Genomic DNA, 12,944 nt, shown 5'->3' with positions numbered 1-12,944 from the left:
AAACTAATTTACTTGTCCGCAATTCCGGCGCTTTCCGGCCAATCGCCGCAGAGTTTCGCCCAACACGGGCTCCGGCGCGCCCGGTCAGGGCACGCCCTGAATACCGGACGGAGCGCGCACGCCGTCAGCCGGTGATCGGTGCCGGTTCGCCGGCAAACGCGAGCGCGCCGCCAATCAGCGCATGCGCATCGTCGGCCGGGGCGAGTCGGATCATCGCGTTCCAGTCCTGGCCCTGCTGCCAGCCCTGCGCGGGAAGGCGGCGGACGATCGCCGCTCGCAGCGGTTCACCGAGCCCTTCGGCCAGGCCGCCGGCGAACAGGAACCTTTCCATGCCGAGTGTGTAGTGGATCATGGCGACCGCTCGCGCCAGCGGTTCGGCGAAGGCATCGAGTTCGATCGCTGGACCTTCGCTTCCGACGTGTTCGACGCGACGCTGCCAGGCGCGACCGGACGCCAGTGCGCCCAGATGACCGCGGCCGCCACAGTCGCACAGCGGTGCGTGGACTGATGCGTCGAAAACCATGTGGGTCAGTTCGCCGCCGCGGCCGTGCGGACCCACCTGTGGCTGGCCGTCGATGAACACCTTGAGGCCGACACCGCTTCCGAGCGTGAACAGGGCGAAATCGGGATGCTCGGCGACGAAACGGAAACCGGCTGCGCTGACGTCGTTGTAGATGCGCACCGGCAGGCCCGGCAGGCGCTCGGCGAGCAGCCGGTCGAGCGCCAGTGGGCACAGGCTCGCGCCTTCGCTGCCCCACAGGGTCGGCAGCGCGGCGACGCGCCCCTGCGCATCGAGCGGGCCGGGAAAGGCCGCGGCCACCGCTTCGGCGTGCGCACGCCGGCGGGCCTGCTCGGCGAAGGCAACCATAAAGTCGATCACGTCGTCGAGCCGCTCGCGCGCGGTCACGGCCGGGGCGAGCAGGTGGCTCGGTGTCGGCCGGCGCTGCTGCTCGAGCACTTCGGCACGGCGACCGTCGACGGCGACCACCGCCGCGCGCATGTTGGTGCCGCCGATATCGAAACTGGCGATGATCCGGGTCGCCACGGCCTCAGGCCTTGCCGGCCGGCGGCGGCGCGATCGATTCGCGCAGCACGAGTCGGGCCGGATGCATGCTCGGATGTTGCCCGGCCTCGCTGGCACGCAACTGGTCGAGCAGGATGCTGGTCGCGGTCTTGGCCATGTCGCGGATCGGCTGCTGGATCGTGCTGATCGACGGCCAGACCTGGCGCGAAATCGGCGCGTCGTCGAAGCCGACCACGGAAAGCTGTTCGGGGATGCGCATACCGTGGATGAGCGCCGTCTTGATCACGCCGCCGGCCATCTCGTCATTGGCGGCAAAAATTGCCGTTGGCGGCGACGCCAGCTGCAGCAACTGGCGCGCGCCTTCCTCGCCGGCGTGAAAGCGGTTGTCGCCGACCACCACCAGCTCGCCCTGGAAGGCGATGCCGTTCGCGCGCAGGGCCTTGCGATAGCCCTCGAAACGCAGGCCGACCGCGCGGTGATCGGGATGGCCGGTGATGAAGCCGATACGGCGGTGGCCGAGACGGATCAGCACTTCGGCCAACTCGAACGAGGCGTCGAGATCGTTCGTCTCGACGAACGGATGCGCGGCCTTGTCGATGGTCGGTGCGATCCGGACCAGCGGAATGCCGGCGTCCTTGAGCAGTGCGATCGCCTCCATGTGGTCGGAGATCGGGGGCGACAGCAGCACGCCATCGATGCGCCGGTCGAGAATCAGCTCGGAGATTTCATTGGCCAGATCGCCATCGCGGAACTCGCCCGGATGGATGACCAGTTCGTAACCGTGCGGCCGGCACATCTCGAGCACGCCTTCCTGGATGTCGAGCACATAGTGCGCACCGGGCTTGCCGTAGATCAGGCCGAGCATGAAGGAGCGATTGGCCGCGAGGCCGCGCGCCGACAGTCGCGGCCGGTAGTTGAGTTCGGCGATGGCCGCCTCGACGCGTTCGCGCGTCGGTTGCCTGACGTTGGGTTCGCGATTGACGACGCGCGAGACGGTCTTGATGGACACGCCCGCCCTGGCCGCCACATCGTCGATGATCGCCTTGCTCATCGGTTCGGCCTCCACGCCGAAGCGCTCCGTTTGCGCCGATTGTATAGGCAAGCTCTAGCCCGCATTTCTCACCCCCGTTCGTAGCGAGGCCGTCGGGACGCCGTCCTGATGCGCGCCGCGGACCGAGTGGCGGCGAAGGCGTAGCCGACACTACGTCGAGTCGACACGAGGGAGCAGCGCGCGTCAGGGCGATCGTATCGGTGGCCGCAGCGGAAGGGGTGTGAGAAAGGCGGGCGAGGTTGGGCCGGCATGGCGCGATCGGTCATGAAGCCGGTCGCATCGGCGTGCGTGCGGCGATCTCGGCGACCAGCCGCGCGTGCGTGCCGGCGTCCAGCCGGTAGAACAGCATGACCGCGCACGAAGCGAGCATGCCGAACATCGGGAACAGCGTGAACATGACCTTGAGTCCCTCGACCGTTGACGGCGTCTGGTCCTGGTTCGGCACGTAGCCGATCCAGACCAGATAGAGGCCGACGAAGGCGGAGGAAAGGCCGAGCGCCGACTTCTGGATCAGGGTGACCAGGCCGAACACGAACCCCTCGACGCGCACGCCGGATCGCCACTCGCCGTATTCGACCGTATCCGGCACGATCGACCAGAAGTTGACGGCGATCGCGGCCGAGCCGAACGCGGTGATGCCGACCAGCACGAACACCAGGGCCGGTTCCGGTCTGTCGACCAGGTTCAGCACGCCGAGCGCGGCCGTTGCGATGAGCAGGCCGAGGATCCATGCCGCCCGCTTGCCGGTATAGCGACTGATCAGTGTCCACGGCAGGATCGCCAGCATCTGCACGAACGGGATCATGCTGGCGAGGTCGCCGGTCATGGTCGGCTCGCCGCGCATGTAGTACTGCACGAAGTAGGGCAGGCTCGCGCTGGTGACCGTGCTGGCGAAGCCGAACAGGGCGATCGCCGCGGCCGCCTGCAGGAAAGGCACGTTCCCGGACAGCATGCGCAGCAGTTCGCCGAGCGGCGGATGAGGTTGCTGCTCGGCGACCGGTTCGAGACGTTCCTCGGTCAACCCGTAGCTCGCAAAAATGATCAGCGTCGCGAATGACGACAGGATCGCCGCCGACCAGAAATAGGCCGAGTCCGGATTGCCGATGCCGAGCCAGGCCACCAGCCGCGGTGTCGCAAAGCCGACCACCGCCGAGCCGCTGAAGGCGAACAGCATGCGCGCGCCGGCCAGCCAGTTGCGCTCCATCGAGTCGCGCGTCATCGACGCCATCATGGCGCCGTAGGGGATGTTGACGGCGGCGTAGACCGTGCGGAACAACAGCTGCGTGACCAGCGCATACAAAACCAGCGCGGTATCGTGGAACGGCACCGGCAGGAACACGAAGCTGAAAGTCACGGCCAGCGGAATCGCGCCGAACAGCATGTACGGGCGATAGCGTCCGAAGCGCGTGCGCGTCTTGTTGGCGACGATGCCGATCAGCGGATCGATCAGGCCGTCCCAGATCAGGCAGATCATGACGATGATGCCGGCCGCGCCGCTGGCGAGGCCGAGCACGTCGGTGTAGTACTTGAGAAGGAAGACCTGCAGCGGCAGCCAGTAGAAATTGAAGGCGAAATCGCCGAGCCCATAGCCGAAATAGCGTCGCGTCGGCAGCCGCTGCGGGTGTGCCGCGAGAGGGATGGCGTTCATGGTTTCGGGTTCACTCCGGCTGGGGACGACGGGGCGAAGCGGCAGCGCAGCGCGTCCCGCCTGTGTCGCGATGCGCGCGAACGGATTTCAGCGAGGCGCGCGTCAGGCGACGGCATTGGCGGCCGCGACCTCGGCGAACCATCGGCCCGACGCCTTGAGCGTACGCGTCTGGTTGCGCTCGAAATCGACGTGCACGATACCGAAGCGCTGCGAATAGCCTTCCGCCCATTCGAAGTTATCGAGCAGGCTCCACTGATGGAAGGCCCGCACCGGTACGCCCTCGGCCATTGCCGTGGCCATGGCCTTGAGGTGCTGGCGCAGGAAATCGATGCGCGCGTGGTCGTCGATCTCGCCATCGGCGCCGGGTCCGGTGTTGAAGGCCGCGCCGCATTCGCTGATCTCGATCGGCAGGTCGCCGGTATGCTCGCGCATGCGCACGAGGATGTCGCGAAAACCGTTCGCGTCGATGTCCCAGCCGATGTCGGTCCGCGGCAGGCGTCCGCGTCCCTTCGCCCACTCGCCGATGCAGTCCAGGCCCGGAATATCGCTGCCGCCCGGTGCATGACGCACCAGCCACGGCGAGTAGTAGTTGAGGCCGACGAAATCGAAGGCGGCGCGCATGGTGATTTCATCGCCCGGCAGGAAGCCGAGCAGCGCGTCGATCTCGTCGACCGGCAGCACGCCGTCCGGATACGCGCCGTGCAGGGCCGGATGCAGGAACCACAGGTTGAGAAAGCGGTGCCAGCGCTCGGCGGCGGCGGCATCCGCGAGGGTGTCCGACTGCGGATACATCGGCGCGACATCGAAGGCACTGCCGATTTCGCAATCCGCGCGACGCGCCTTGAGTGCGCGAAAGCCGAGTCCCTGGGCGAGGTTGGCGACGTGCGTCGCGCGCAGGAAGCCCCGCGCATCGCGTCGTCCCGGCGCATGCACGCCGAGCCAGTAGCCGGTCGACGTGAAGGTCTTCGGTTCGTTGAGGACGATCCAGTGGCGTACGCGATCGCCGAGTGCCGCAGCGACCAGGTCCGCGTAGTCGCCGAAACGCGCGGCGGTATCACGCTGGGTCCAGCCGCCGGCGTCCTCGAGCTCCTGCGGCAGATCCCAGTGATACAGCGTCACCAGCGGACGCAGGCCTGCTTCGAGTACGCAGTCGGTCAGCCGCCGGTAGTAGTCCAGGCCCTTCGCGTTGGGACCGCCGCGGCCACCGGGCTGCACGCGCGGCCAGGCGATCGAATAGCGATAGCTGTCGAGACTCATGGCCTTGACCAGCGCCACGTCCTCGCCGAACCGGTGGTAGCTGTCGCAGGCAAGGTCGCCGTTGTCGCCGCCACGGACCTTGCCCGGCGTGTGCGCAAAGCGGTCCCAGATCGATTCTCCCTTGCCATCGACATTCCAGGCGCCCTCGATCTGGTAGGCGGCGGTTGCCGCACCCCAGAGGAAATCCGCGGGGAAGCGTTCGGGCGGCATTCGATTTTCGTCTTTCGGCATCGTCTCGCTCGTGATTACTGGGGTTTTGCGCCGGCCGTTGGCGAGGCGACGGGGAATTCGCGCCGCCCCGATGCACCGCCGTCGACGACCGGAATCCGTGGACGCCGAGGGGAGGCGCGCATCAACGGATTCCGGTCATCGCCGGGAACGGGTTGCCGATGGATCGGACGAGCGGCGCGGGGTGTGCTCAGAACCAGAAGCCGAAATTCATCCCGACGGTTCGTGGCGGCAGGTATTGCGAGACGTATTCAAAGCCGCTGGCGACGGCCGTCCTGCCCGCGCTCGTGCGCACCTTCTTGTCTTCGGCGTTGTCGACGTAGAGGTCGAGGTACCAGGTGCCGTTCGGATTGATATAGCGCATGCTCAGATCGGTGCGGGTGTAGCTGGACTGCTTGTCGCCGTCGCCGAGGTTGAATGCGCTGAGCCAGCTCTCGGTCTCGTAGTGGGTACTGATGCGCGGAGTCAGCCGCGCGCCGCTGGAGAAGCGGAAATCGTGCTCGTAGACCAGGGTGAACGCGGCATCGGGGGCGTGTGCGAGTTCGTTGCCCGAGACGTCCAGACAGTTGCCGATGCCCGATTCGGCCGGGCAGGGCGGCAGGCCCTGATAGTCGTTGGAACCGGCATACGGCAGGGTGCCGAGCTTCTTGTGCGGAATCGCCGAGAACACGAACTGCAGGCGGTCGACGTCGGTCAGGCGCGCATTCAGTTCGGATTCGAATCCCCAGACCTTGGTGCTGCCCTTCACGTTCGAGAAGCCGAGTCCGCGGCTGCCGTCGACGAACGTGATCGGCGCGGCAAGCTGGAAGTCCTTGAAATCCTCGTAATAGAACGCGTTGTTCCAGACCACCTGTCCATCGAGGAAGGACGACTTGGCACCGATCTCGAAATTGGTCAGCTCCTCGTGCCGGTACGGCACGCCGCCGTCCTGCAGGCCACCGGACTTGTAGCCCGTCGACACGCTGGCGTAGAGCAAGAAGTCCGCCGCCACGTCGTAGTCCGCGCGCGCCAGCCAGGTCAACTGGCCGTGGTCGTACTGGCCGTCGTTGATGCCGCCGATGCCAAATCCGAAACCGTTCTCGTTGCTCGGAATCGTGCCCGGGGCGATCGGAACCTGCGGAATGTCGGGATTGCCGTAGCCCTGCCAGCCCCAGCCGCGGCCACCGATGTTCTCCTTCGCGTCATCGGTGTAGCGCAGGCCGCCGGTCAGGCGGAATGCATCCGATACGTTCCAGGTGGCCTGGCCGAAGACGGCCTTGGAATCGACGGTCTGCTTGGGCTGGATGAACGAGCCTTGCCAGGCGACCGTGCCCTGCTGGGTGCCATTGAAGATCGGGATATCGAAACGGATCTTGTTCTTCTCGGCGGCGTAGTAGAGCCCGAGGATCCAGTCGACGGTGTTCTCGCCGTTCGAGGTCAGGTTCAGTTCGTGGCTGTGATTGCGATAGACCGAATAGTTGGTGCGGTCCTGCTGGTAGGTCGCGCCGGTCGCGAAACTGGTCGGCACCTGCACGCCGCCGTCCTGATCGAAATCCGCCGATCCTTCGAAGCGGCTGATGCCGGCAATGTAGGACAGCGACAGGTAGTCGCTGAGCTGCCAGTCCATGCGGCTGCGCAAGGTGTTCACCTCGCGATCGAGCGACGGCGCCGTGTCGATGAGCGCGGACCAGAAATCCTGGCCCGCGCGCGGCTTCTGCATCAGGTTCATGCTCGGCGTGCCGGTATCGCGGAAATATTCGTAGGCCACGTTCCAGCTGAACGCGTCGCTCGGCTGGAGCAGGCTGCTGATCCGAATCGCGGTCTGGTTCTGCGCGTTGTACTTGTCGCCGCCGGCGACGAACAGATTGGCATTGATGGGCTGGAACGCGGCCGGATCGCCCCCCGACGCCAGGTAGGCGGCGCGCTGCGACTCGACCGAAGGCAGCAGTGCGCTGGGATTCTGGTATTCGACGTAGCCCTCGTGCTGTTCGTGGGCGAAGGCGACGCGCATCGCCCAGGTATCGCTGATGGGTAGGTTGAAGGCGCCGCGGCCGCCGAGGCGCGCGTAGTTGCCGAAGCCGAACTGCAGATTCCCCGAGCTGTCGCCGATCACGGGCTTCGCCGTCTGCATGTTGACCGCGCCGACCGTCGAGTTGCGACCCCACAGCGTGCCCTGCGGTCCACGCAGCACCTCGACCGATTCGAGATCGAGCAGCAACGAGGCGGCACCCTCCGCGCGCGGCGTGTAGATGCCGTCGACAAACAGGGCGACCTCCGGATCGGCGTATTCGGTCTTGGCGCTGTCGTTGCCGATGCCGCGCAGGGTCAGCGTGATCACACCGTGGTCGCCCTGGGTGGTCGCGGCAAACCCAGGTACCAGGCTGGTGATGTCCTGCACCGTGATCACGCGTTCCTTGTCCAGCGCCTGCGCACTGATCGCGGTGATCGCGACCGGTGTCTTCTGTAGCGGCGTGCTGCGCTTGGTCGCCGTCACCGTGACCAGGTCGAGCGCAGTGGTCTCGGCATCGCCGCCGGCGTCCGGCGCCGACGTCGAACCTGCGCCGGCATCGCCCTGCGCCGCCGCCATGGCCGAACTGGCCGCGAGCACCGCGGCGATAGAACGGTGAAGCAAGGTCTTGCGAACGAACATGGGTGTACCCCTCCCGATGATGACGCCCTCTGAGCCAGTCTCCGAGCGCCTGTGATTACCCGCTGGCGACGCAGAGTGCATACCGATGGCAGCGCTGTCAATCGAAGTTTGATAGCGCTGTCATTCGGTGAAAACCGCTGCTGCAACGCAAAATGACAGCGCAGTCATTCGGGCGTACGGTGCGCGGCTCGGCGTCGACCCGGCGCGCCGTCAGCGCACCGATCGGGAGCTGCAACCATTGCTGCGGGGCGTATTGATCGCGGGCGGCGGAACGGCTGGCTGTGCGCCTGCCATCCCGCGAAGGCCCTCAATCTGCGGACACCGGGCGGCGTGCGCATCCAACTCGTCGAGTCGCCCGAAATCGGCATTCTCGGCGTCGGCGAGGGCACGTTCCCGTCGATCCGCGGCGCGGTCTTATCCCGTTGCTGCTGCGCCGCCGTCGGTCGAGAATCGGCCATCCACTGCGCAGGACGCATCCGATGAACGACGAGGGACGCCGCATTCATGTGGCGCTGCATGGCGCGAGCGGGCGCATGGGGCAGGCGGTGCTGCGCGCGGCGCGGCAGTGCGACATGGTCATTTCCGCCGCGCTGGTGCGCCCGGGTTCTGCGCTGATCGACGTGCCGTTGCGCCAGATTCTCGGCGAGAGCGTGGGCGAGCTCGAGTTCCGCGCTGCGCTCGATCCCGACGTGACGGTCGACGCGCTCGTCGATTTCAGCGGGCCGCATGCGTTCGATGCGGCGCTTGCGCTGGCGCTCGAACGCCGCGCCGCGTTCGTGAGCGGCACGACCGGCCTTTCGCCGCATCAGCTCGGTGAAATGCATCGCGCATCGGCTGCGATTCCCGTGCTGTGGACGTCCAATTTCAGTCTCGGCGTCGCGCTCATGCGCCGTTTCGCGCGCGTCGCGGCGAGGGTGCTGCCGGACTGGGATTGCGAGATCGTCGAGATGCATCACCGGCGCAAGGCCGACGCGCCGTCGGGCACCGCGCTGACGCTCGGCGAGGCGGTCGCGGAAGGGCGCGGCCTTGCGCTCGATGAGGTCGCCGCGCACGGCCGCTGCGGTCAGACCGGCGCGCGGCCACCCGGTCAGATCGGTTTCCATGCGCTGCGCGGCGGAGACGTCGTCGGCGAGCATACGGTCATCTTCGCGAGCGACGACGAGCGCATCGAATTCACGCATCGTGCGGCGAACCGCGAGATCTTCGCGCGCGGCGCGCTGCTCGCCGCGCGCTGGCTCGCGGCGGCGAAGCCGGGCCGCTATGACATGGATGACGTGCTCGGCGACTGAAGCGGCGCGACGGCGGTCAGTGACGGCCGCCCGGCGAAAAGACCAGCACGACCAGGCCGAGCAACAGCAGCGCGATTCCGACGAGGATCGCCGCGGCGATGCCGAGCCCCCACGCGGTGCGCGATTCCCGCCGGCGCAGGAAATGCGCGGCGAGCGTGAGCAGCGCAATCCACGGCGCGGTGAGAAAGGCGAGAAACGCCGGCAGCGGATGCAGGCTCGGCAGTACCGACCACATCGCCGCATGGCCGCCGAGCAGGGCAATCAGCCCGATGCCGCCACCCTTGGCCAGCGAGCCTCGGAATGCGTCTTGCGGCGCCTGCGCCGGGTCGGGATTCATACGGTGCGTGCTCCCGATTGCAGCAGGGCGATGGCGCGAGTGTGCACCGATTCCCGAAAAAAAGCCGCGCAGGCGCGTACCGACCAAGGTCTCGACGACGCGCGACGAGTGGACACATGGTTCGCTGCCGCATAAAATCGCGCCTCGCCTCGATTCCCTTTTCCCGCCCAATCCACGGACTGGTAGCGCCAGCCCGCGGGTTTTCGCGCACCTGAGTTTGGCGGTGCCGGGCCACTACGCATAAGGCGACCGCATGACCATGCCAGCACTTCTCGCTCTCGCCGACGGCAGCCTGTTCCATGGAACGGCCATCGGCATCGAGGGAACGACGACCGGCGAGGTCGTCTTCAACACGGCCATGACCGGCTACCAGGAAATCCTGACCGATCCGTCGTATTCGCGTCAGATCGTCACGCTGACCTATCCGCACATCGGCAACACCGGATGCAATGACGTCGACGTCGAGTCCGCTTCCGTCGCCGCCGCCGGCCTCGTGATCCGCGACCTGCCGCTGCTCGCGAGCAATTGGCGCTCCACCGAAACCCTGCACGATTATCTGGTCCGCAATCGCATCGTCGCGATCAGCGACATCGATACGCGCCGCCTCACGCGCATCCTGCGCGACACCGGCGCGCAGAACGGCGCCATCGTCGCCGGCGCGTCCATCGACGTCGACGCCGCGCTCGCCGCGGCACGCGCGTTCCCGGGCCTCAAGGGAATGGATCTCGCGAAGGTCGTCAGCACGACGCGCCGCTACGACTGGAACGAAGGTAGCTACGACCTCGACCGCACCGCGTTCGCGCGCAAGCCCGGCACGTTCCGCGTCGTCGCCTACGACTTCGGCATCAAGCACAACATCCTGCGCATGCTCGCCGACCGCGGCTGCGAGGTCACGGTCGTGCCGGCACAGACGCCGTCGGCCGAGGTGTTCGCGCTGGCGCCCGACGGCGTGTTCCTGTCCAACGGCCCCGGCGATCCGGAGCCCTGCGACTACGCGATCGCGGCCATCAAGGATTTCGTCGCGGCGCGCCTGCCGGTATTCGGCATCTGCCTCGGCCATCAGCTGCTCGGCCTCGCCGCCGGCGCGCGCACGCTCAAGATGAAGTTCGGCCATCACGGCGCGAATCATCCGGTCATCGACATCGCAAGCGGCGGCGTCATGATCTCGAGCCAGAACCACGGCTTCGCCGTCGACGAACAGACGCTGCCGGCCAACGTGACGGCGACGCATCGCTCGCTGTTCGACGGTTCTCTGCAGGGCATCGCGCTGACCGACGCGCCGGCCTACGGCTTCCAGGGGCATCCCGAAGCGAGTCCGGGCCCGCGGGACGTGGCCCGCGTGTTCGACCCGTTCATCCAGATGATGCAGTCGCGCCAACGCGCGGCGGCCTGAGCGACGATGGCCCTGCTCGATACCCTGCGCCGGCTCGTGCTGGCGACCGTCGTCGCGGGCGGCTGCCTGCTCGCCGCGACCGATCCGGCCCTGGCCCGCGACCGCCGCGTCGCCGTCGTGTCCTACGACCAGCTCGGCGGTCACCTCGGCGAAACCATCGTCGTGCGCACGACGCTCGGCTCGCGCCGCGCCGGCACGCTCGTGCGCTACACGCGCACGGCGCTGCGCCTGAAGCTCGGCCCGCGCGACGGCGGCGTCGAACTCGACATTCCTTCCAGCTCGGTACGCGCCGTCGAAGTGGCGCGCGAACCCGTCACGACTTCCGGAGACGACAGTGCCAAAGCGAACTGATCTCAAGACCATCCTGATCATCGGTGCCGGCCCCATCGTCATCGGCCAGGCCTGCGAGTTCGACTATTCCGGCGCCCAGGCCTGCAAGGCGCTGCGGCAGGAGGGCTACAAGGTCATCCTCGTCAACAGCAACCCGGCGACGATCATGACCGACCCGGAGACCGCCGACGCGGTCTACATCGAGCCGATCAACGCCGACACGGTCGAGCGCATCATCGCCAAGGAAAAGCCCGACGCGCTGTTGCCGACCATGGGCGGACAGACCGCGCTGAACTGCGCGCTCGATCTCGCTGATCGCGGCGTGCTCGAAAAGCACGGCGTCGAGCTGATCGGCGCCTCGCGCGAAGCCATCCGCATGGCCGAGGACCGCGAGCTCTTTCGCCATGCGATGAAGGACATCGGCCTCGAATGCCCGCGCGCGGAAATCGCGCGCACGCTGGAGCAGGCGCTCGACGCGCAGACCAAGGTCGGCTTCCCGACCATCATCCGTCCGTCGTTCACGCTCGGCGGTTCCGGCGGCGGCATCGCCTACAACCGCGAGGAGTTCGTCGAGATCGTCAGCCGCGGCCTCGAACTCTCGCCGGTCGGCGAAGTGCTCGTCGAGGAATCGGTGCTCGGCTGGAAGGAGTTCGAGATGGAAGTCGTCCGCGACACCGCGGACAACTGCATCATCGTCTGCTCGATCGAGAACCTCGATCCGATGGGCGTGCATACCGGCGACTCGATCACGGTCGCGCCGGCGCAGACGCTGACCGACAAGGAATACCAGCGCCTGCGCGATGCGTCGATCGCGGTGCTGCGCAAGATCGGCGTCGACACCGGCGGCTCGAACGTGCAGTTCGGCGTCAATTCCGAGGACGGCCGCGTCGTCGTCATCGAAATGAATCCGCGCGTGTCGCGTTCCTCCGCGCTGGCCTCGAAGGCGACCGGCTTTCCGATCGCGAAAGTCGCCGCGAAGCTCGCGGTCGGCTACACGCTCGACGAACTGCGCAACGAGATCACCGGCGGCCTGACCCCGGCCTCGTTCGAGCCGGCGATCGACTACGTCGTCACGAAGATTCCGCGCTTCGCGTTCGAGAAATTCCCGGCCGCCGACGCGCGCCTGACCACGCAGATGAAGTCGGTCGGCGAAGTCATGGCGATCGGCCGCAGCTTCCAGGAGTCGCTGCAGAAGGCGCTGCGCGGTCTGGAAACGGGCAAGGACGGCCTGACGCCGACGCGCCTGGAGCTGACCACGGTCGAGGGCGTCGCGCGGCTCAAGCGCGAACTCAAGGAGCCGGGTCCGGAGCGCGTGTTCTACGTTGCCGACGGCTTCCGCGCGGGCCTGAGCCTCGAGGAAATTTATGCGCTGACGCGCATCGACCGCTGGTTCCTCGCGCAGATCGAAGACCTGATCCGCAGCGAGTCCGACGTGAAGCAGGGCGGCCTCGGCGCGCTCGACGCCACGCGTCTGCTCGCGCTCAAGCGCAAGGGCTTTTCCGATTCGCGCCTCGCGACGCTCGTGGGCACCGACGAGAACGCCGTGCGCCATCTGCGCCGCGCGTTCAACGTGCGCCCGGTCTACAAGCGCGTGGACTCCTGCGCCGCGGAGTTCTCGACCTCGACCGCGTACCTGTATTCCACGTATGAGCAGGAATGCGAGGCGCTGCCGACCGGCCGCGACAAGATCATGGTGCTCGGCGGCGGCCCGAACCGCATCGGCCAGGGCATCGAGTTCGACTACTGCTGCGTGCATGC

11 protein-coding genes are annotated in these 12,944 nt (G+C 67.1%); 5 read left to right on the top strand and 6 right to left on the bottom strand.

Annotated elements, in window-relative coordinates; all coding sequences use genetic code 11:
• Positions 1-124: 124 nt before the first annotated feature.
• The 5 genes from VLF18_RS22785 to VLF18_RS22765 form a co-directional block, all read right to left on the bottom strand.
• Positions 125-1,045, bottom strand: a complete 921-nt coding sequence (locus VLF18_RS22785) for an ROK family protein (RefSeq protein ID WP_325281926.1) — start codon at positions 1,043-1,045, stop codon at positions 125-127.
• A gap of 4 nt (positions 1,046-1,049) precedes the next feature.
• Positions 1,050-2,075, bottom strand: coding sequence for a LacI family DNA-binding transcriptional regulator (locus VLF18_RS22780; protein WP_325281925.1), 1,026 nt, complete (start codon positions 2,073-2,075; stop codon positions 1,050-1,052).
• Positions 2,076-2,337: 262 nt separating this feature from the next.
• Entirely contained in the window at positions 2,338-3,723 is a 1,386-nt protein-coding gene (locus VLF18_RS22775) for a glycoside-pentoside-hexuronide (GPH):cation symporter (protein WP_325281924.1), read from the bottom strand.
• Positions 3,724-3,825: 102 nt separating this feature from the next.
• Positions 3,826-5,190 (bottom strand): GH1 family beta-glucosidase, encoded by a 1,365-nt coding sequence (locus VLF18_RS22770; protein WP_325281923.1) that lies wholly within the window; start codon positions 5,188-5,190, stop codon positions 3,826-3,828.
• 208 nt (positions 5,191-5,398) lie between these two features.
• Positions 5,399-7,837, bottom strand: a complete 2,439-nt coding sequence (locus VLF18_RS22765) for a TonB-dependent receptor (protein WP_325281922.1) — start codon at positions 7,835-7,837, stop codon at positions 5,399-5,401.
• 330 nt (positions 7,838-8,167) lie between these two features.
• On the opposite strand from VLF18_RS22765, the gene VLF18_RS22760 reads away from it, so the two are divergent.
• Positions 8,168-8,320 (top strand): tryptophan 7-halogenase, encoded by a 153-nt coding sequence (locus tag VLF18_RS22760; protein ID WP_325281921.1) that lies wholly within the window; start codon positions 8,168-8,170, stop codon positions 8,318-8,320.
• Complete coding sequence (gene dapB / locus VLF18_RS22755) at positions 8,317-9,126, top strand: 4-hydroxy-tetrahydrodipicolinate reductase (protein ID WP_325281920.1); 810 nt, start codon at positions 8,317-8,319, stop codon at positions 9,124-9,126. Before VLF18_RS22760 ends, dapB begins: the two co-directional genes overlap by 4 nt.
• A gap of 16 nt (positions 9,127-9,142) precedes the next feature.
• Here dapB and VLF18_RS22750 read toward each other — a convergent pair whose 3' ends face one another.
• Positions 9,143-9,463 carry a hypothetical protein gene (locus tag VLF18_RS22750; RefSeq protein WP_325281919.1) on the bottom strand — a complete coding sequence of 107 codons (321 nt, stop codon included), beginning with the start codon at positions 9,461-9,463 and terminating at the stop codon, positions 9,143-9,145.
• A gap of 253 nt (positions 9,464-9,716) precedes the next feature.
• Between VLF18_RS22750 and carA the strand changes: the two genes are divergently transcribed.
• From carA to carB, 3 genes are all read left to right on the top strand, one after another.
• Positions 9,717-10,856, top strand: a complete 1,140-nt coding sequence (carA, locus tag VLF18_RS22745) for a glutamine-hydrolyzing carbamoyl-phosphate synthase small subunit (RefSeq protein ID WP_325281918.1) — start codon at positions 9,717-9,719, stop codon at positions 10,854-10,856.
• A gap of 6 nt (positions 10,857-10,862) precedes the next feature.
• On the top strand, positions 10,863-11,207 hold the full coding sequence (locus VLF18_RS22740; RefSeq protein ID WP_325281917.1) for a hypothetical protein: 345 nt from the start codon (positions 10,863-10,865) through the stop codon (positions 11,205-11,207).
• Positions 11,191-12,944: carbamoyl-phosphate synthase large subunit (gene carB, locus VLF18_RS22735; protein ID WP_325281916.1), on the top strand; the 1,754-nt coding region annotated here is incomplete at its 3' end. The genes VLF18_RS22740 and carB, both read left to right, overlap by 17 nt.

The sequence above is a fragment of the Tahibacter sp. genome (genome assembly GCF_035481375.1).
In the GTDB taxonomy this organism is placed as follows: Bacteria; Pseudomonadota; Gammaproteobacteria; order Xanthomonadales; family Rhodanobacteraceae; genus Tahibacter.
Note: the sequence above shows the minus strand (reverse complement) of the source record. Positions and strands in the feature narration are given on the sequence as shown.